Source organism: Ascidiimonas aurantiaca (assembly GCF_037646345.1).
Lineage (GTDB): Bacteria > Bacteroidota > Bacteroidia > Flavobacteriales > Flavobacteriaceae > Ascidiimonas > Ascidiimonas aurantiaca.
In genome coordinates this window covers 25,631-47,709 of the sequence record NZ_JBBEWR010000014.1, presented here as the reverse complement: position 1 = coordinate 47,709, position 22,079 = coordinate 25,631, and the positions used below count along the sequence as shown (strand labels likewise).

Annotated in this window: 14 protein-coding genes; 3 read left to right on the top strand and 11 right to left on the bottom strand. The window is 34.3% G+C overall.

Annotation, left to right across the window (positions count from 1 at the left end):
- The first annotated feature begins 3 nt into the window (after window positions 1-3).
- The 3 genes from WAO84_RS14000 (at window position 4) to WAO84_RS13990 (ending at window position 4,892) form a co-directional block, all read left to right on the top strand.
- Window positions 4-1,377: a TackOD1 domain-containing metal-binding protein gene (locus WAO84_RS14000; RefSeq protein WP_340066561.1), complete on the top strand. Its 1,374-nt coding sequence runs from the start codon at window positions 4-6 to the stop codon at window positions 1,375-1,377.
- Complete coding sequence (locus WAO84_RS13995; RefSeq protein ID WP_340066559.1) at window positions 1,377-2,696, top strand: glycosyltransferase family 2 protein; 1,320 nt, start codon at window positions 1,377-1,379, stop codon at window positions 2,694-2,696. Before WAO84_RS14000 ends, WAO84_RS13995 begins: the two co-directional genes overlap by 1 nt.
- A gap of 147 nt (window positions 2,697-2,843) precedes the next feature.
- The gene (locus WAO84_RS13990) at window positions 2,844-4,892 is read left to right on the top strand and encodes a DUF4114 domain-containing protein (protein WP_340066557.1); all 2,049 of its coding nucleotides are present in this window, start codon (window positions 2,844-2,846) and stop codon (window positions 4,890-4,892) included.
- Between the two features lie 202 nt (window positions 4,893-5,094).
- Here the strand turns inward: WAO84_RS13990 and WAO84_RS13985 are convergent, their stop codons facing one another.
- From WAO84_RS13985 to WAO84_RS13935, 11 genes are all read right to left on the bottom strand, one after another.
- On the bottom strand, window positions 5,095-5,565 hold the full coding sequence (locus tag WAO84_RS13985) for an Hsp20/alpha crystallin family protein (protein ID WP_340066555.1): 471 nt from the start codon (window positions 5,563-5,565) through the stop codon (window positions 5,095-5,097).
- Between the two features lie 601 nt (window positions 5,566-6,166).
- Window positions 6,167-6,517: an avidin-fold protein gene (locus WAO84_RS13980; protein ID WP_340066554.1), complete on the bottom strand. Its 351-nt coding sequence runs from the start codon at window positions 6,515-6,517 to the stop codon at window positions 6,167-6,169.
- A 98-nt stretch (window positions 6,518-6,615) separates the two neighbouring features.
- Complete coding sequence (locus WAO84_RS13975) at window positions 6,616-7,236, bottom strand: hypothetical protein (RefSeq protein ID WP_340066553.1); 621 nt, start codon at window positions 7,234-7,236, stop codon at window positions 6,616-6,618.
- A 17-nt stretch (window positions 7,237-7,253) separates the two neighbouring features.
- The gene (locus WAO84_RS13970) at window positions 7,254-8,321 is read right to left on the bottom strand and encodes a DUF3800 domain-containing protein (protein WP_340066552.1); all 1,068 of its coding nucleotides are present in this window, start codon (window positions 8,319-8,321) and stop codon (window positions 7,254-7,256) included.
- A gap of 6 nt (window positions 8,322-8,327) precedes the next feature.
- On the bottom strand, window positions 8,328-10,322 hold the full coding sequence (locus WAO84_RS13965; protein WP_340066551.1) for a DrmB family protein: 1,995 nt from the start codon (window positions 10,320-10,322) through the stop codon (window positions 8,328-8,330).
- Window positions 10,323-14,024, bottom strand: coding sequence for a helicase-related protein (locus tag WAO84_RS13960; RefSeq protein WP_340066550.1), 3,702 nt, complete (start codon window positions 14,022-14,024; stop codon window positions 10,323-10,325).
- The gene (locus tag WAO84_RS13955) at window positions 14,005-16,413 is read right to left on the bottom strand and encodes a DISARM anti-phage system protein DrmE domain-containing protein (protein ID WP_340066549.1); all 2,409 of its coding nucleotides are present in this window, start codon (window positions 16,411-16,413) and stop codon (window positions 14,005-14,007) included. Before WAO84_RS13955 ends, WAO84_RS13960 begins: the two co-directional genes overlap by 20 nt.
- A 6-nt stretch (window positions 16,414-16,419) precedes the next feature.
- The gene (locus WAO84_RS13950) at window positions 16,420-18,534 is read right to left on the bottom strand and encodes a Piwi domain-containing protein (RefSeq protein ID WP_340066548.1); all 2,115 of its coding nucleotides are present in this window, start codon (window positions 18,532-18,534) and stop codon (window positions 16,420-16,422) included.
- A 28-nt stretch (window positions 18,535-18,562) separates the two neighbouring features.
- Window positions 18,563-20,455 carry a DUF262 domain-containing protein gene (locus WAO84_RS13945; RefSeq protein ID WP_340066546.1) on the bottom strand — a complete coding sequence of 631 codons (1,893 nt, stop codon included), beginning with the start codon at window positions 20,453-20,455 and terminating at the stop codon, window positions 18,563-18,565.
- Between the two features lie 3 nt (window positions 20,456-20,458).
- Window positions 20,459-20,974 carry an ORF6N domain-containing protein gene (locus WAO84_RS13940; RefSeq protein ID WP_340066545.1) on the bottom strand — a complete coding sequence of 172 codons (516 nt, stop codon included), beginning with the start codon at window positions 20,972-20,974 and terminating at the stop codon, window positions 20,459-20,461.
- Window positions 20,975-21,418: 444 nt separating this feature from the next.
- Window positions 21,419-21,745, bottom strand: coding sequence for a hypothetical protein (locus tag WAO84_RS13935; protein WP_340066544.1), 327 nt, complete (start codon window positions 21,743-21,745; stop codon window positions 21,419-21,421).
- Between the last annotated feature and the right edge of the window lie 334 nt (window positions 21,746-22,079).

Genomic DNA, 22,079 nt, shown 5'->3' with positions numbered 1-22,079 from the left:
CTCATGCTTAACGTACTAAAGTATAATAACAATACCAAAAAGATATTTATTGATGACTATTCATTATTAAGGATAGCTCATAGTAATGAACTTAAGAATGAACCTCTGGAATACCTTGACGGATTTGTTATTGATACCGATAACCGGGAGAATGCCATAGAAATTATTAGTAAGATACGAACCCGGGATGATGTGAAAACAGGCTTGCTCCCCATATTTGTAAATGCGCTCTATCCCTTGCCCAAAAATATCCTGATGCATACAGATGGGATGGTTACCTTAGATATGATAGGGACCTGTACCCAACGTATAGATGCCATTCATAAAAGAATACATCAACTACAGGAGCCCGTGAATACATCCTATAAGGAGTTTTTACATTACAAATTCTTAGCCTATTGCTATACAAGGAACAGGACCATTACCCCTGTAGCTTCAAGACAAAGCCTTATAGGTTACGAATTTCCCTTTATGTCTTTATTATTCAAACCAGATGAGGCCCTCTCCTTATTACAGTCATTTGAAGAATTAAGTACACAAAAACTGTTGTCGTTTACCCTTAAAGATTATATACATATCTGTAAAAGCTGTTCCGGTAACTATATCAATTTTAGGGAGAGCTGCCCCAAATGTGATTCCATAGATATTAAGGCGCATGATATGTTACATCATTTTGTATGTGCGCATGTAGCTCCTGAAAAAGATTTCAAAACACAGGAGGGCCTTGAGTGCCCTAAATGCGATAAACAATTGCGACACATTGGTATAGATTATGACAAACCGTCAACTATTTACAGTTGTAACAGTTGTAACCACGAGTTTCAGAACAGTGATATGAAAGCTCTTTGTATAGATTGTGAGACCGAGCATCAACTGGATGAATTACTGGAAAAAACCATTGGAAATTACAGTATAACCAAAAAAGGAGAAGACTTTATACTTAATACAAACCAATCCTCCCGGGAGATTGGCCAGGAAGGTATTGGGAACTTAAGCATCCCTGTATTCAAAATATTGCTAAGGCAGGAAATAGAACGCATAAAAGCCACCGGCGGGCACAGTTATTTTGTAAAAGTGCATATCAAAAACGAACAGTTACAGCTACTTAACAGCAGCGTAAAGAGTAACCTGGCCCAGGAAATACACAATATCATAAAATCGTATTTAACCGATGCAGATATGTTGGCAACCCAAAGTTATAACTGTCATTATATGTTGTTACCCCATACCAGGGAAAATAAATTGCAGCGATTAGAAAACATTCAGTACAACCTCACCAAATTATTGAGTGACAACTTAAAAGAGAGCACACAAATGGTAGAGATCACCTATGAAAAAATTGAGGCAGAAAACGAAATTCATCAATTTATAAACTAATGCTATTAAGCCTTCACAACATATTACCCGAATACGTAAACTATTGGTTTGCTGTAGGTATCGACAAATTTATACGAGTGTTTTGGTATTTCGTCATTTTTGAATTTACCCGTTACATTTTGTTAGATTATATCGTAGCCGGTATCTACGGGCTTACTCAAAAAAGGAGGAGGCAAAAATTTGCTGAGGCGAAAAGAAAATTATTTACCGAGAACCCATTTGTGTCTGTAATTGTTCCCGGTAAGAACGAAGGGAAACATTTGTATAAACTCACCCGTTCCCTGGCAGAACAGACTTTTAAGAATTTTGAATTGATCATTGTAGATGACGGCTCGGATGATGATACGCCCATTATCGGGAAAAATCTCGAAAAACGGGGGCTTATCGATATGTTTATCAGGAACGAGATACGCGGAGGCAAAGCCTCTGCCGCCAACATGGCACTGCGGTACAGCAAAGGTAAATACATTATACACCTGGATGCCGACAGCTCTTTTGACAGTGATGCTATAGAACAGGTGCTGATCCCGTTTTATCTGGACCCCAAAATAGGAGCTGTAGGAGGGAACGTAAAAGTGCGTAATTACAAAGACAGTTTGTGTGCCAAACTCCAGGCTATAGAATATTTAAAAACCGTTTCGGTTGGGAGGATCGTTACTTCATATTTAGGCATCTACAAAATCATATCTGGAGCCTTTGGCGCCTTTAGAAAAGATGTTATTGACAGTATTGGCGGTTGGGATATAGGCCCCGGTCTGGATGGCGATATTACCGTGAAGATCAGAAAATCAGGATACAAAATCTACTTTCAGCCCAAAGCTGTTTGTTTAACCAGTGCACCTGAAACTTTCAAAGCACTTACCAAACAGCGGTTACGCTGGGACAAGTCCATCATTCGCTTCAGACTAAGAAAACACAAAGATATTTACTTTCCTCATGCCCATTTTAGCTGGTCGAACTTTTTTTCACTGGCAGAAAATGTGTTTTACAACGTAGTACTTGATATTTTATGGTGGATCTATATTATAGATATGGCTGTAAATTACACCAGTCAGTTACAATTTGTGATCCCCATGAATTTTACCCTGTATTTTATAATGTCATACGTTCAGATGTACAGCACTTATATTTTTTCAGAGAGAAGAAAAGAAGAGCGGTATTTATGGCCTTACGTATCTCTAATGACCATTTATACAGGCATCTATCTGCGTTTGGTAAGAACCGTGGCCTATTACAAAGAGTTTTTCTTTAAGCGCTCTTTTGAAGATCCCTGGAATCCCTATAAATCATCTATTCAGGCAAAACGAGCCGGTTTGTAAAAAGTTACCATTCAAGGGTACATACCCCTTCATTTACCGAAAAAGAGGTATAATCTACCCTGTTAACCCATAGTTTTGGAAAGTTATTAATGCTAAAAACCAAAAAGCATGTTAAAAAATATTCACCTCAAATTAAAGTATCTAGGTATGCCGCAAGTTACTGCATTACCTATGTGGAAGAGCCTAATAGCAAATTGCGTACAGGCTCTTGAAGAAATTGTTGCTTTTCAATACTTAAAACGAAGCAGTGTATTAATGATAGGTCTTTTCATGGCCTGTAGTGCGCCTGACGAGGCTATGGATGAAGTAGTAATGAAAGAGATTGCCGAAGTAGAAGAGTTGCCGTATCAGATAAATAATAATGCTTCGGGATTATCCAAACGGATTACCTATGTAAACCGAACAGCTACTATTACCCCCGTAGTTCCCGGTCTTACCAATAAGAGCTTCCCTATGGCATCTGGCAGCAGAAGCGGTACGGAAGAACTGTATTACTGGGAGCATGTGGCAGAAGTTGCTCCTTTGGAGGTAAGCGGACAAACCTTAAGTGCTACGCATATTGCCCTGTCTGACAGTAAGGCTTATGTAAGTTACCACCGGCAGGGAAATACCCATTTGGGAGCCGTTGAGATCATTGATCTTTCCAATCCCAATTTTCCGTCCATAATAAGTCAGGCAACATTTTTAAATTCAGATATCAACGCCGTAAGTTCCGGTTTTACAGATAACTCTTCATTCCTTAAAGTATGGCTTGCCATGTCTGATGCTGTACACGGGGCACAGTTATATGAATTAAGTACCGATGGCAGCTTGTTTACTGAAAATTTTGAACGGGTAAATCTTTCCAACATTATTGACGGTGCCGGTGTTTCGGCATCTGCTAACGGAATTGCCGTAACAGACAATTATCTTTACGTCACTTCCGGTCAAACACATGGAGGAACGGTACAGTTAAACAAGAATACCTTGTCGCCCGTAGCTTCAGAAAGTTACAGTAATGCCAAATATGTGTCTGTAAACGGTACTGCCAATAGTTCAAAAATCGTAAGCTTGGTAACAGGAGATGTCGCAGAAATAAGAGTAGCCGATGTAAAAGAGGGGCTTACGACCTCTACCTATGCCATTGGTGAAATCTGGCATCAAAATGTAGTAGAGACCTATAGGGGAAAATCTACTATGGAGTTTTCACCCATTAATACCAATCAGCTATACATAGCCAAAGGAAAAGGCGGGGTGGCACTGGTAGATGTTACCACGGGACAAACCGTTTATGAATCCAAAGGTGGCATGTTGGTAGCAGGAAACACCAACGGTGTTAGTACCGATAGTGATTATGTGTACGCCGCTAACGGATCGGATGGTATATCCATTTCACCGCATCCTACCTCTCAGGATAAGAATATAGAACCTGTATTTTATTGGGATATGGGCGAAGAAGGGGCTTCTGCCAATTATATTGTAGCCGATGGCGAATGGGTATTCATTGCCAAAGGTGGTGGCGGATTTAAAATATTGAGAAAACGTACCAAAGATGAATACAAAACCATAACCACATACAACAACAACGGAAAACCTGACGGACTCGAAGAAGATAAAGAAATTTGTAGCACCTTATTACCTAATATTTATGCCAATGTGCTACCTGACGGGCAAAATGCCATGAGAGCACATCCCGAACTCTTTGAAAATCCGATTAAGAATATTGTGATAAAAGAAGAAACCGATCTGTTTTTAACCTTTATTGATGAAGGTGCCGGGTATAAAAATGTACTGGGATATTATACCTATCAGGAAGGAAATAAGCCTACAAGCCCCGATAAGCTGGATAAAATTGTCATTTTTCCCAATGCCTCTGCAGAACAGTCGGGCGGAGAACTAGTGCGGGGAAATACCATGCGTTTGCTGGGGTCTTTTAAGCCGGGCACTGTTGTAGGCTTCTTTTTAATTGCCAACGGCTGGCGCAATAGTAGTATTACCGAAGGGTACTATTCACAACATACCGATATTGACTATAACCTGAGCGGAAAGCAACAGAGTATTATTTTCTACGATGCCACCTGTAACTCTACTGTTATTGCCTTTGAAGATATTTCGGTACCCGATGGTGATAACGATTTTAACGATGCTATTTTTGAGATCTCCACGTCCAATCCCAATGCTTTAGACACGAGCAGATTTAACCAGATAGGAAACTGATTTTTGATCTGAGTTATGTAAATGCGATAACCTTAACACACCTAAATGCCGGGTATGCCACAGGCAACTGTTTATAATACGAGTAAACCCTCAACCGTAGCACTCATTTTTTTGTGAACTATATGCGTGGCACAACCCCCACACCACAGGTGTATTGATAAAAAAGTAAGGGCTGGTCTTACAGCCCTTACCATTACTATTGTCATGAAATTTTGATCGTTCTTGCGGGTTTTTGCCTGGCCTCTTCTTTTTTGGGAAGATGAATGCTCAGGATACCATCATTATACGAAGCCTTGATTTTAGAATCGTCAACCGATTCGGGAAGGGAGAAAGTCCGCTTAAAGGAAGCATAACTAAATTCCCTGCGGGTATAGGCATTATTTTTATTTTCCTCTTCCTGCTTTACCTCGGTTGAGATAGAAAGTAACTGGTTGTCCAGATCAATTTGAAAATCAGATTTTTTCATTCCGGGAACCGCCATCTCTACCTGGTAAGCATCTGCAGTTTCCATGATATTTACCTTGGGCAGAGTAATGCCGGTGTTAAAACCGGAATTAAATACAGAGGGCAGGTCTGAACTGAAAAAACTGTCAATCCATCGGGACCATTCGGGGAAGTCTGGAGTCGATTTTGCCAAACTTCCATTTTTTGGAATAGAAACTAAATTGTTCATAATTTAAAAAATTTAAGTTCAACATAATTTTAAAATCACAGAGTCATTTACAACTCTTAAATATCTCTGAACAATTTGAATACCAAAACAGGCAGTGTCATTTTCTCTGTTAAAATATTTAAAAAAACTGTCATTTTTTCGGTATTTTAAGAGATGTAATACATCGTATTTGTAAAAGTATCCTACAAAAATTGTCATTTTGACATTCTCCTTAAGAACGTACCGGGAATGATGCTTTGTATGCTGTAAGCTTCCCTTAAAACCTCAGCTTATGAAAAAAATAGACTGCCAAGTAAAGTGTTTTGTAAAAAAAGGAGAATTTGTATTCAAACCAGTTTTTACGGAATAAGGATCCCGCTTGCTATAAACTACTTCGTATAAAAAGAGGCTCGTGTTTTTGCAGGCCCGCCTTAGTATTGAACGTATTGATCTCTCTCTGTAAGAATTGTACCTGACAAAATTTGTCTAAAGATACACACAGTAAAAGAAAAAGCAAGGAAAACAGTATATCGCTTTTAAGTATTTGAAAATCTGAAAACTAAGCATGCCTATATATACCAACACTTCAAGGGTTGTCCGGGCCTGTTTCAGGCTCTGACTACTAGATCTCTTCTAAAATACTGGTTCCCTTACCCGAACGGCCAAAAGTCCATTTCCAGCTTTCATACAATTGGAGTTTTCCGGATGGTAAAACTTTAGGTACCGAATGACATGTACCACTGGATAATACCCCCGCCGAGTTGATCTGCTGGTACACAAAGTCAAGATTACCATTAGCCGGGTCTATTTTGCCTAAAATAAAACCCTGGAGAATAGTACCGCCTGCATAGCTGCACGTGAGTATATGCCGGTTTTGCCTGTATGTAAATACTAAGCCTGCATCAACTTCTCCTGCTGAGGAGTTGAAAACTACTCTAAATTGTTTATTGTGGTAGTTAATCTCTGGTTCCATATCACTTTTGTTGGTAGTAAACGATTATTATTTTTAGTAACTATATACGAGATTACACAAAATAATTAAAAACACAAAGTGCAGAGGGTGGTTAGGTATCACCATGCCTTTAAAAGGGTTTGATTCCTATATGTTTGGTCATGTATAACTATTTCTGTGCGATTTAAAGTATTAAAACTATAAGCACGTTTTTCTATCACTTTTACCAATGTATCCATAAACCTCAACGCTCTTGGAAACAGATTTTCTGATACGCTTATACTTAATACATTCGTATCATCTATTTCCATACTGCAGTTTCTGGATTTGTTTCTAATTTTGACCGCTTTGTGGTATTCTTTGGTTACAATAATATATCTATGAGGCTTTGAGAGTTTATCTGGAACTTTTAAAAACAATTCCTTACTTGTTTCAATTTCTGTTTTTAGTTTGCTTTTTACTTTGCCTGGTGAATTATATGCTACATGACCATTTTCATCAAGAAATAGGATTATTGTTTTGTCTTTTTCTACATCTACTGGGAAAGCAGTTTTAGACGTATTTTTTTTGTGTTTTATCTTTTGCCAATGACCTGATTGTGGCAGTGGTATATTGTGTTGCTTACAAATTTTACGCAAATTATAGGCATCAAAATTTAACTCTTTTGCTAATGTTGTTAATGGTTTAGACCAAACTAAATCATATAGTTCTTTTCGTATAAGGCCTTTTTTATTAGACATTAAAAATGATTTCTATATTATTTGAACGCTTGTGGAAAGTTAATCGCTAAAAAATCAAGTGGGTTTATTCCCTTACCTTCTGTTAAGCCTAATGCTTCTGGTGATACATCATCCGTAGGCCATATACTATGCGCATTTGAAAGCTGAAAGAGTTTTGATTCTTTTATTTGATTTGAAAACTTTTGAAATTTACCATCTTCGTTGTTATAGGCAAACGCCAATGCACTTGCTATTAAATCTGCGCATTGAACACCAAATTCATCTGTTGAATCAACCAATTTTACAGAATTGATTTGATGAGGAAATGTCATTGTTCTATTATCGAAGCCTATTTCGATTGTTTTAGCATCGGCTTCCTGCAATTTGAGCGTTTCTTCAATATATTTATTATAATGCTCTAACTGTTTTGACTGGTCAAACCTCACTTCAATCTTCTCCTTTAAAAATTTGGACCATTTATCACTCAATACTAAAAAAGTAGAAAATGTAACATCAATCGAAAATTTATCAATTGCAGTCATTACCTCATCTATGTGTTTTTTGCTTTCTATAATAGGCTTAAGAATTAGCTTTTCTTCTATTTGATTATATAACTCATTTGCCAGAGTGTAAAAATTATTTATATCTGCTTGTTCCTTTGTTCTTATCATAACTACAAAGGATTCCAAGAATATTTTAAATAATTGCTTGTTCCAATAAAAATTACCAAAATAGAATAACCAGTTAGTATAAGCAATGTGGCGACCTTGTAAGTATAGGTCATAGCCTTTATGATAAAAAACTGTTTCTACTAACAAATCTACCACATAGCCACAAGCAGCAAAGCCTTTATTAGTATAGGATAAAAAAATATGGTTTTCATTAATCCATTTACTATTGAGAAATGTTAATACTTTCTGACGACCAGCACCACTATTTTTTAAGTTTTTAAAATGTAATTCACCATCTAAATCGAAATCACTTTTTATCTCATTTTGTTGTTCAATATTATAATTTACTGACGCTAAAACAAAGACACGTTGGTCTTGATTTAACATATCTTGACCTGTATTTCCTGCTTCATCAAAGTATATTGTGTTTCCCATATAAAACTATCTTATTAAATTTTTAAAAAACCCATATTCTTCATCAATTAGTAATGAACGGTCCAAGAATGAATTAAATTCTTCGCAAGCGTTTTCAGGAATTAAGGTACAGCTATAACAAGCAGCCATATTTAAACCTCCTATTCCTTGACCATCTTCGGTATTATAGCATATTGGGTCTGAAGCACAATCGGTAGCTCTATGGATTGCAGATTTTAATAACCTCAACGTTCTTTCTTCGGTCGCTTGAGACACCAAGCCACCATAACTACCTTCTGCCCCTGCGATTGTATATAACAAAACTCCTTGCATTCTTGTGTCATCTACAAATAGCCTTTCATTTAATGATGTTGAAGGATAACCACAAAGAAACTCTAACTCCTTAATTAATAAGTGGGATAAGGTATGAAGCAATAAAAATCTAATTAAATGCTCCCTACTGTTTTCTGTATCAAATTTTTGATTTACAGAACGATAAGCATGATTTAAGATGTTATTTTGTAAACGGTCTATTTTATTTTTAAATCTACCATTTGATTCACTTGCCTCTACCCATTCTTGTATTTTATCATTAGATAGACTAATAAAAATGCCTTCACCAAAGCTTTCTACTGCTGGCAAGTACTTTGTCATTCTTCTCCATTTTGAAGTATATTTCTTCTCAATCAAGCCTTGCGTAGCATCCATTTCCGTAAAAAAGTCATCACTACTCAAAGGTTCCTGTCTTGTATAGCCAATTTGTACCGAAGTCATTTTTATTCTTCTTAAACCAATAAGCTGTTCAAAACCATAATCAATTAATGTTTTTAATTTTTCTTTCTGAAAAATCAAATTCTGACTTTTATCTTCAAACTTATCTTCTTTATGATTAACTAAAAAGTTATACTCATATAGGCGGTATTCCAATTCTGGAATGTATTCGTTTTTGTCTTCCTTATCCAATAACTTTTGTATTACTTCTAAAGAATACTCCTCTAATAGTGCATCAAAAATAAATTCAGCATCTTTACCTTTTTCTTTCCATTTTTCAATTTTTTCTAAATCTTTGGTTCGAATACCTTTATCCGTAGGCAAAAATATACTGGTAACCAAAATTGGGTAGTACACACTATTACTGCTTCGAATAACTGGTTTGTAATACACTTTTAATTCCTTGTTCTCTGTTTGGCGCTCCAAAATCTCTTCATCTGAAAACCACACACGCTCTCTTAAACCAAACATACCTGCCAATGTAACTTGACGCCCTTTATGTTCGCAAGTATCATTCATACATTTAATATTGATACCAGCCATATCAGAAAACTTTTTTGATTTTATATACCGTAAATCTTGATTATCACAACATAAGCTTTCATAATCTAATCGAATTGTCCCACTTGATGTATCTTCTTCATTGGATTCCTTTTCTGCCTTATTCCACCTCTCCCAAGGTATTTCTTTATACCTGCCAATAGGCGAAGTCATAATAAACCTTACTTGTTCTAATTCTGGTGCATATTTTTTACCATTATTTTTGTAACACACTCCACATTTAGGTGGTGCAAAATCTTTTTTGGTTGCTCCTGTTTTCTCATTTTGCCAAATATCCCACCACTCTTTAATTTTCTTTAATCTATTGCATTTGTTACAATAAAACCATTTAGGAAAAAATTCTGCACTCACAGTATTTTCAGGTGTTTCAGGAATATCTGCTCGACTTGATGATGATACATTATCCGGAACGTAAACGAAGGCTTCTAATTGCTCAAAACCATCCTTATGTGATAACCTTTGCAATAATCTCTCATCTATTACATGAAACAAACCATTTATATTAACTACCCATTCACCATCTTTATATTCAGGTTTAAAAAATGGCCATTTATCAAAATCTTCAATCATTAAAGCTCCAAATGGTGTTTCTATAATTGAACCAGAACCTCCATAAGCACTCAACACTTTACGAGTTTGAAGCTTGACATATTTATTGTCAGTAGCTGTGTTATTTCTTTTTACTGTCATTTAAAAATTTGATTTTATTTGAATGAATGTATCTGTATCTATTTCCCTCATGGATTGCATAACCGTCCAATCTACATCACCTTCAGATTTTTGGGAAGGCTTTTTTAATAAAGCTTTGTATTTCAAATCTCCCTCTGTATTTGCCCTTCTATACCAATCATCTACCACATCGTTTAACTTGTTATCAAAATATGCCAACATCTGAATGTCTTCATTAAATCTTCTCATCACAAATTCTTTAAATTCCCTTGCGTTTTCCTTTACGAATTTTGATGCATCTTTATCTTCGTTCATTTTAGTTAACTTATTTCTTATGTAAGCTACTAAAGCAGTTGTTAGCATTTTATCAATTGTACTTTCTGTAAATGGTGTAATACTTAATGGTTCAACACATTTATAAAATGCTTGATGGAAATTAGCAAAATGTTCAAAGTATGATTTTTCTCTTGCCCTATTTGGGTCTAATAAAGCAATTGCTAATCCTTTATTTTTTCGTCCTACACGACTGGATGCCTGAATGTATTCTGCTATATTTTTTGGCATACCGTTGATAAGCATCACATTTAAACGACTAATATCAATACCAACAGAAATCATATTGGTAGCTAATACAAAATCGACTACATCGTTAAGGTATTTATGTCCTCGCTCACTTGTTACAATGTTTTTAGTATCAAACTCTTTTTCCAATTCTTTTAAAACAGATTTAATTCTGGCACTTTCCACCCTACTTGTTAGCTCTTCTGTTCTATTGGTTATACCTAAATAATTGAATTTAAAATCGTCGTAAGGGTTAAAAAGTTGTGCTAACCTATATTGTAGAGTTGATGTAAACGTTGTTATTTCATCACCTATTTTGTTATAGATTTTACCAACATCTTTTAAACTATTGTAATAAGACACTATTGTCCAATAAGGGTCTGTTCTTGTCTCTGTTTCCTTATCCCTATGCACTTCTAATCTTGCTACGAATAAATGTGCCAGTAATTGTAATTGTGTATCGATAGATGTTTTACCAGTAGGCATAAAACCTATATATCGTCTTTTACTGGTTTTGCTTTCTCTTGAAAAGAAACTATCATCGTGATTAATTCCTGAAGGTGGAAATACGTTTACTGTTCTATTTCCATATAATTTTTCAATCTGGTATTGCGTATTACGTGTTGTTGCCGTTGAGGATATAATTTTAGGACCAATACCATTTTTACTACATAATAATTCAATTGTAGATTCAAATAAGCCAGTTATTGAACCTAATGGTCCATTAAGTAAGTGTAACTCATCCTGAATAATTAAATCCGGTGGGAATCCTTCATCAATATTTGCCTTAAAAAAGTTATGTGCATCCTCTTGCCATGCTAACATTGCAAACTTATCTACTGTACCAAATAATAACGTGGGGGGATTTCTATATAAGTTTTCATCAACTACCTGAATTGGAAGGCTATTGTGAAAATGGCATTTACTGTTTATACAATGAATATTTAAAATACTACTTCTTACCCTAAAGCCATATTTCCAATTTAGCTCACCCTTTGCATTTTTCTCTTGAGACACTAATTTTGTACCACACCAAGGACAACTACTTATTTGAAATTCATTTTTCTTTGAAGGGTCTCCATCTTTTCCTTTTAAGGCTTCAGCTTCCATTCCGTATTTGTCATCCAAAAGCTTTTTAGCGTCACTAATTTTATTTGGTGTTGAGGCTTGACCCACCCATAAACCAATAGTTATTGGCTCATCTTTTAATTGGTGTGTAAACTCCTTTTGTTCTCTTAAAAATTCCAATGTTGCTATTAATCGTGAAGCTCTTTCAAATTGCTGTGCCGTTAGTAATCGCAAGGTATAACGCATCATAACCGTTGTACCACCATAATCTTTGCTTTTACTTATTCTACGGTAAGCAATTGTAAACGCTGCTACTGCTAAATAGGCTTCGGTTTTTCCTCCACCAGTAGGGAACCAAATTAAGTCTACTGTACTATTTTCTTGTCTTTTTTCAGGTATGGCAATTTCTTCAATACTTAACAACAAAAATGCTAATTGAAAAGGCCTATACTTTGGAATGAAACCCAATCCTTTTATTGCATCATAATTTTTAAAGAACTCCAAGTGATTTGCATTGATACTTTTATCTACTTCGTGCAGCTCTTTTTCATATTTTCCCAACTTACTGTCATTGGCAATAATAAACTGAACAAGCATTGCCGTATTAGCCAATTTAAACGCTTCATAAATATCCTCATTATCCAATAAATCTATGTTGTTATTTAAGCGATTGTAATTGGCTTTCTGACGGTCGATAATACGTGTAGCTATTTCCTGTTCGTTTTTAGATAATTTACTTTTTTGGTCCAATTGTTTCTCTATCCATTCTTTATAACTGACTACAAAGCGTCTTAAATTGGATTTTAATTGCTCCTTGGAAACACCCCAGATTGAGAGGTTTCTCATATCTAAACAATCATCTAATGAAGAATCTTCAAACTCATTAATAACGTCTTTAATATCTTGTTGTGGAAGGAATGTTGTTTCAACGGTTTTGTTCTCAATATCCCAACTTACAGAGCAATTGTGTCCAATGCCATAACTCTTAATATTTCTGTAGATGAACTCAATTTCTTCTGCTTCAAAATCTCTAATATCATCACCTGCTGTATATGTTGAGAGCGTATTGTCCTTATACTCAATAAGCTTCTCTGAACGTACTTTTATTTTTCCTTGAAATAAGGATTTCAAGTTTAAATTTTCAGACCTATTGGAAAACCTATTAGCAGGATGGTCATCAGATAAGTTTACTAATTGAACCTTTATGTATTTCGCCCTACTATCCTCAAATATCTTAATATTATATCCTGCCCTTGTATGTTTAAAAATTTCATCTTCAAACTGAAAATATTCTGGTATAGGTGTTGATTTTACAACAGGAACTTTCAATTTAAAATTGTATTGTTTCCTTTTCCAAGAGCGACTTAACAACTTGTCTAAATACCCTATATAATAGTAGGCTGAAAAATAGCCGCCTTCTTCTGTTTGCCTTGTTAAATTTTGTGTCCTCTTAAATTCATCATACTGACCATATTCTCCATTAGCACGTTGAGGTCTTCTTTGTTCTCCTTTTAGTTCTCTTTCTAAATACATAAACCCATCCTCACTATATTTTAGAATATTTCTAAAAGGTAGAGGATATGGAATACTTTCCTCAAAAAATGAATCGTAACCTGCTTTTGGTATTTTAATTTTTAGTTCTTCATTTTTAGGTTGTTGATATAAACCAAATGAAAATTCTACATCAATTTCATTAACCGATTTTTCAACTGCTACTGTTACTCCTATGTTGGTAGGAAAAAAACTGTTTGTACTTAAATTGAACTCCTCTTTCGTTGTAACGGTTTTATCGGTGACGTCTTTTTCTTCAATGTCAACTTCTTCAATTTCAGGATTTTCTTCATTTACATCTACATCATCTTCTAATCCATCACTATTTCCATCTGCATCATCTTGTGCACTTTGAGTAGGGCATACTGATTTATTTGGAAACAAAACACCACTAAAATATCGTAGAAGCGGATAATCGGAAATTATTTCTTCTTCATCAGGCAAGCCCCACGTATCTGAACCTGGACCAATCATTCCCCGGTTAATCCGATTTTGAAAAATTTGTCTTGCTTTATAATCTATTTCACCAGTTGGATTCTTCATCGTCTGTGATTTTTATGCTTTGTATCTTTTTAATTGGTGCTGCGTTATGAATAAAGGATTGAATTTCATCTTCGTTGAATTTAGATAAAATTCGACCTTTATATAGGCCTCTTGATTTTACATAGTCCATAACATCATCACTCAAATCTCTTCCTAAAGAAATCATTACACCTCTATAAAAACTTCTTACTTTAAGAACTTTGTCAAAATTTTGATTTAGTACCTCGCTATTTATTAAAGTTTTAATTGCCATTACATTTTTTGAATCGTTAGGAAACCGCTCCTTATCCGATGCGTCCAACCATTTATTTACAGTAATTGGATTTGATATAGTAGCTCCTTTGGTTCTTAAATCCTTTAATAAATCTGAAGTCTCATAATATTTATTACTCATTACTTTAGAGGAAAAATAACTACGAAGCTCTGTTTTCCAGAGTTGAGAGAGTTCAATAATTTCAGCAAAACGCCCATTACTATCTTCGCCTGCTGCTATTTCAAACAGTTTTTCCTTTGAAAGGTTATTGTAAATTCTAACTGTGTCTCCAGCTACTAAATTGTAGGTTTTTGTTTTAATCCAATTTTCTCCTTTTAGCATTAAAACAGTTTTTGAACCATCTATTACAATAGGGCTTGCTTGGTCTTCAAAACATACCTTATAGTTTACCTGACCTTGAGACTCATATTCATAATCATACGATTTTCTATCCTGCCTATCGTATAACTCATCCATTATTTCTTTAAGAGATTTAGGTATTTCAATCTTATTCACAGGGATTTCGAATTTAATACCAGACAATTTTTTCCTGTCTTTAGATTTGTATTCATTAAGTAGGTTGTTCTTCCTATTCGTTTTGAATAACTCAATTATCTCTGCTTCTTCAGGGTATGCCAAAAAGTTGAAATTATGCTTTGTATTAGCCGCTGTTTCAATAAGTTCTCCTTGATTCATTCCGTTACCGAACAAACTCAATACAAAAACGTTTTTACTTTCTTCAAACTTATGCTGAAAAGTCATAAATTCCTTAAAAGAACAGATTGTACCAAATGTAGTTTGAAGCTCTTCTTTCCAATTATCGACGAGTTTTTCTGGCACAATCAATACTTTCACAAAGTTGAGTCGTTCCAAGAATTTGAGTTTCTCATTATTGAAACAATCAAAGATGTTTTGAATTAATGGATTTACATATTCCAAAACCTCATATGGCTCTAAATTTTGGTTATAAAACTCTTCATAGATTGTTTCGTTAGTAGCTTTACCAATAAGATGGTTGACATATTCCAACTGCGTAAGGTTTCTACTGTTTTCTTGTTTAGCTAAAACTAAAGCATATAAGAATTTACGCAGACCTTTAATATTTTTAAGCGAAATACCGTGTTGTTTTTCCAATTTAGACAAGTAGTCAATGAAACTCTTTAAGGCTTGCTCAAAAGGTTGGTCTTGTATGTTGGCTACCGTAATTTCCCCATAAGGGTGTTTCATTAAATATGCAAATTCAGGATAGGTCCAATTCCATTTTAAAAATTGGCCTGCTTTATCTTGTAATTCTTCGCTACCCAAAATGATGCAGTTCTTGATAACTCCTTCTCTAACCGCTCTTTTTATGTTGGTTCCATGTTCTTCTTTATATTTGTTTTTGCCAATTACTACCAATGTTTCAATTTCAATACCTTTATCCAGAACATATTCTTCCAATGTTTCAAAATCAGGAACGCAGTAAATCATAGGTTCAATGGGTAAGTCCTTCCAATATTCTTTTCCTTTGGTTGTAATCCACCTCATTGGAATGGATTTTTTTATATCAGCTTTTAGATATTTCTGGTTTTTTATTTCTTTTTCGAATTCTTTTTTAACAAGTACAATTGCAGACTTATACTTGAATTTTGAAGGTACTTCTGATTCTATTGAAAACAATTTATTGTAAAACTCTTTGTACTCTTTAAGCCCCGTTTTCACTTTTCTACTTGAAAGACCTGTAGTAACTACAGAATATTCTTTAATACTGCAATGCTTAACTAATTTTTTATACTCTTGATTTTTTTTACCGCCAAAGACCCAATACCCTTTATCTGTTTTGCTAATAATTTTGAATTTTTGTCTATTCTTTTGGATAATATCTCCTTTTTGAAATGACATTTCACTATCACAATAATTCTTAAAGAACATTGATATAGCTACAGAAAGTACGGTTGGAAATTTTGAGAGTGATGGTAATTCTTTATTAAAGGACCCTATAAATAAATTATCTCCACTATCTAAAGATTCCTCTATTAATGCAAAATTCAACCATTGAAAATCATTAAACTTCAAATGATTAAAGCTGTATTGATCAAAGAACTTCTTCTTTGTTTTATATTTAAACTCCTTTAAGTATTGATGAATTTCATTCATTGTCTTTTACAAAAACCATAATTTATCTTTAGCATCTTCAGGGATGCCATTATTAAAACGAGGTGCAATTTGCGCAACCATTTCGGGATATTTGATTGTAATTGGTACATTTTGTTGACGTAAAGATTTCCAATACAACCTACTGAATTGATACACTTGGGTTAGTAACTCTTCAATAACCTCAACATCTTCAAAAGCATCTTCATCTGGACTACTTATTTTTATTGGAAATGGATAACCATCGGTGTCTGAATAAAAACGGTCGCTTGGATAACGTGCATTATTGAACAATAAAAACTGATTTTCGGCAATGCGAATGTATGTACCACTTATCGGCATTAGTTTGTTATCCCAATTTAAATCGTAGGCAATGATGTCTTCGAATTCTGTTTTGTTGATGTTTAGTATATATAATGGCACTTTTAAATCCAACTTATTCATTCGTTCTTTAATCGGTTTGAGTTCTTCATAACTCATTTCCTTGTAAAAATGAATAACTACTTTATCGGCTTTTGATACTGATGTAAAGTCACGAATTGCTGTACTTGTACTCCCAGCTAATAGTTCTGTTTCGTTTTGGTTGAAGTATTCAAATTTTCTAAACAAGCCATTGTTTTGAAAACTAAATGCGCTTGCAATATATCTTCTGTTTTCTCCTTGATTGGTAAATGCACCTACACCAATTACCAATTCTTTTTTATCGGTTACTGCCAGCTTCCAAGGTGCGTCACCTAATTTGGCGTGGATAGCCAATGCCATATTTTGTAATGAGAATTGGAAGTTGTATTGATTTTCAATATTGACGACCATTTTTTCATAATCCACGACTTGGGTAACTATGCCTTCGTTTAAAAACAGTTCTTTAATACGGATGTAAATTTCGCGGTTGTCTGGATCTGGTGTAAACTTATCGAATGGGCTTAAATAAAATGCTGCGTATTTTATATTATCGTGGTCGAAGGTTAAGCTTTCTAACTTTTCAATTATTTCTGGGATAGGGTCGTTTTCATTAGTAAACTCTATAAAATGTTCTTTAGATGTTGCTACTTTAATATTTACATACGACTCAATACCGTGGAAGTATTTCTTCTTTGAGTCTGTTACTTCAACACCATTTTTTAGGTTACTATAAAAGGATTTAATTCCTTCTTTATGTGAAGTGTGATATATAAAAAAGAATTTAATATTTGGACCTTTAGGACGTCTGTAAGGCGTCAACATATTCATTGACTTTTTAGGCACTAAATGGGTTTTCTTATTACCATATTGGTCTTTGCCAAACTCCAATAATCGCAAGTTGGGATTTATATGATTAATACGGTTGCCAGCAACATCTATAAAGGCATCTTGTTTAAAAGGGAATAGGGCTTTGAACTCTTCTGAAAACAAATACTTTTCTGCAAAATTAGTAATGAGTGTTACGTACTTTTGATATTTGTTTTTTGGTCTTTCTGGTTCTTCAATTGGTATGTTTACCGCTCTTGCGAGTTGTAAATTGAATATTGGAAATGCTTGACTAAAGTCTATGCTATTATAAAAGCCTTCTTTATCCTCTGTATCGCGGTCCATTTGGTAATTAAACGTCTTTTGACCATATACACAACGTTTAATATATTCTGTTTCCTCAATATCCTGAACTGACTTTGTTAGTACTTTTGAAGTCCCATCATAAGAGACAATTAGCTCTGGTAAGTCTGTAAGTTTTGCAAACTGTATCTTAAATGAGAATTTATAATAAAGGTTATAGTCTGTAGTGTTTCCTTTTTTTGAAGGCATCCAGACTTGTACATCACGCACAAAGTTTTTGACTACGATATAGCCCTTTTCTAAAAAATAGGTTTTTAATTGGTGTTTAAAGAATTGCTTGTAAATGCGTAGTTCTTTACCTTTTGTCAAGTCTATTTTAATGCTTGGTGCATTGGGTATTTCTTGAGTAAACGTAGTGTAAATATGTTCTACTTGAGATAAATCTGTATCAGGAAACGCCTCTTTAATCTGCTTTGAAAACTTTGACCAATGAATTGGATGGCTTTCTTCTATATCCTCCAATGATAAGTATATGGTAGGCGTACTACTTGGCCATTTAAAATTGAGTATGTTGGTTTTTAAGAGTTCTTGCATTGGCACTTACAACTGTTAGTTTACTTTATTATTCTTCTGTTAAATCATCATCTATCTCATCAGTAATATCTTCTTCTTGAGATTGGTAATATGGATTGGGGTATTTATCTTGAAACCAATCTGCTGTTTTCCAGTTCTTTTTTATGAATTTCAGCAATTCGTCTTCTCTATTTACTACACTTGTGGGGTTCCAATCGTCGTTGTTATCGGCAATTTCGATTTCGGAAAATGATCCGTAATAGTATTGCTTCTGTTTATTTTCGTAGCTTGAATTTCTCAACGATGAATTTTTATCAGTAGTAATCAATAGTAAATTGCCCAATGAGTGCAAACACCTTTTAACTTCTTTTTCATCGTCTTTAATAGCTTCCATTTCATTTTCCCAAAACTCTTGGTAAGCTTGTGGTATAATATGCTCAACACTTTTGGTCTTTTTACTTACAAAATCATAAGACAATTTTGAATCTTGATTTTTTCGTAAGTGTTCTTCATATTCGTATAAGAAATAGGACAAACCAACCCACGAATAATAACCCTGCTTTTTTGAGGAATCAAACAATTCGTTGATTTCATATTCAAACCTATCCCAATCACCATGGTTATCGATGTACCAAGCCAAATAAAATTTTGCGTGCGCAATCATCTCGTCATTTGTGTAATCATTATGCCAATCTGAACAATGCCGATAGATATCTGCTTTACCCGTATCTGAACGTTTTCTGTTCATTGAGAACAATCTAAAGCTGAATACTTCTGCCAATTGCGCCATCTCCAGAAGGTCGGTAGGCTTTTTAGACATCAAGCCCATAAAGCTTAACAATAGTGGTCTTACCGTACTGTTGTTAAGTCTATTTAATTTTTCAAAAGCCTTTTTGATTTTGTTTCGTAAGTTATTATTATCTACTTCCTTAAATGCTCCTTTTTCAGTTGGGTAATTGATAAACCTCCAATGCAAGGATGTTACTGCTAATGAGTTAACATAAGCCTCTATATCTTTTTGCATTTTTATTGGGTCTTTTACCATTTGCTCAATGGTAAATATTTTATTTAAAATTTGATCTTTGGCTTGGTTATCTTTTGTCCAGCCGTAATAGATCGTCCAATGGTTATTTAAAAAGCTGTTTTCGTCTAATGTTTGATGTGGCAATGTTAAGTTACGTAGGATAATAGCCCATTTCTGATTGATGTTGTCTATGACCTGTTTGGTAAGGTGTTCTTCGTCTTCAATCTTTATTTTAGTAGCTAAAAACAATAAACGGTTTTTAACAATTTCCAAATCTGACAGTCCAATGCCTCTATTGTTCATTGTTTCGAAAACTACACCAATGTCGCCTGTTGTTTTGACAATATATTCATTAAACATCAAGCGGTTTTCAATAGCCATTAAATATTCCAGCTCCTTGTCTTTTGCATGTGGTTGTTTAAAATATTCAGCTATATCCCTTTTTGCATTTTTTAGGTTAAAGGTGTACAAGTTTTCGTCTGGCGAGGATAAACTTTGATGTTCTAAAATTACTGAATGGAAATAGTTTTGGCTTACTTGGTCTATTTCGTAACGAAATAAGTATGTGCCCTTATTAATAATATAATTAGCTGTTTTTTCTTTTACCTCTTCTGCATAATCTGGTTGACTTCCTAATTTTTTTAATAGATAGTTTAGAATCAACGTTATGGTGGTGAATCTCTGCTGACCATCTACCAGATGATACATACTGTATTTAGTCATTCCTATTAATTCATCTTGGTCTTGTTTATGAATGGTAATGGTTCCTGTGTAGTGATCTGACTCTAATTGGTTGGCGTGCTTTAAATCGTTTAATAGATCATAAATTTGTTTTGTCTTCCAACTGTACCCTCTTTGGTAATCTGGTATTACATAAATGCGTTTATTATAAAAATGGCTGATTGGTTTAAGTTCCATAAGTTAATTGTCTCTTTGTTTTTTATAGCCTATTTGTTTTCTATTGGCTTGTTGTGTTTGTTGCTGATCTTTGTTTAAGAGGTAATTTAAAGCTTGGTTTATATCCTTAAATTTGGTATTCATTTGCTTTTCGTGTTTAGCAATTTCTTCTTTAAGGTCTTTGTAATCTGCCAGATGTTGACGTAACACTACAAAGGCTCTAATAATTGCTATATTTCCCTCGATTGCTTTTTTACTGTTAAGCACGCTTGATAACATTGCTACTCCTTGTTCAGTAAAGGTAAAAGGCATATAACGACGACCTCCATGACTTGAGATCACATTTTGTGATGTCAAGTTATCGTACTCTTCTTTTGTAAGTTCGAACATAAAGTCTTGTGGGAATCTATCCAGATTTCTTCTTACAGCTTGTTTAAGTACTCTGGCCTCCACTTGATACAATTCAGCAAGGTCGAAATCGAGCATAATTCGTTCGTCTCGCACTTGATATATTTTATTTTGAATTACCTGTAATTGCATTTCATTATATTTTAAAATAGAGCAAGAGCCCACCTTACCATACCGTAGTATCGTAAAATTTGCTATTGCTTAAACTGTCTTTAGGGATACTTTTAGCTTTTAAAAATAAGAAAAGAAAACAAAGAACCCTAAAAGGCAAATAGAAAAATAAAAGTAGTTTTTAACACTTTAATATTGATACGGTTTTCCGTAAGAAATTTTTAATTTCAAGTTTATTATTGAAAACGTTATGCCAGTTATAGTGTTTATTATTTTTAAGTGTTCAGTGACAATGAACATTGTGATTTAGTGAACACGAAAACTACACTCTAATATTAGATCCTGAATCAACATTTCGACAGGCTCAATGTGACAACCCAGGATGACAAATAAGGGAAATGAGGATTTTAAGTATTTAAAGTATAAGCACTTTCTAATTATCCTTAAATCCTTGAAATCCTTTACTTATAATTTTGCAGAATTAGAGTAGCTATTATGTGCTTCTCTATGTATTAATCCTGCTTCTACAAATTTGGTAATGTAGCCTTCTGCTGTTTTATGAGGGATGTTTTGTTTGGTTGCTAAATCTAAATAATCTTGCCTACTGAATTGCTTTGGCAAGCTTTCTAAAAAACTCTCTTTACGATTTAGGCGCTTTACCGCTTTTTGTTCAATAGGTAAATCGTTAAACACCTTACTACTGTGTTTTACCAAAATAGAAATAATAGTTAGCGCATTTTGGAAATCGACATCCTCACATTCTTTAATCTGATTGACATCACTATATTCCATAATACGAAATGCTGTAAATAGCATCATTAACCGAAATGCAATTAAGCCTAATTGTCTAATGGTTGCAATATACTCTTCGGGTTATAAGTTGATGTATTTGGTTTGCAAAGACTCCAAAAAATGTATTGAATTGCTGTTGCTGTTGGATTGTTAGCCTTACTTCAATTTCATGATTGTTCTTTAACGTTTTATTTAAGCCCAGAAACTCATTTCCTAATTGTGAGTAATAATCATCTAATCTTACATCGCTATTACCTGGAAAACACGTTTTTCCAAGTAGGTTTAATGTCATTATCAGCAACAACATTTGTTACTGCCTTGTTGCTTGCCGTTG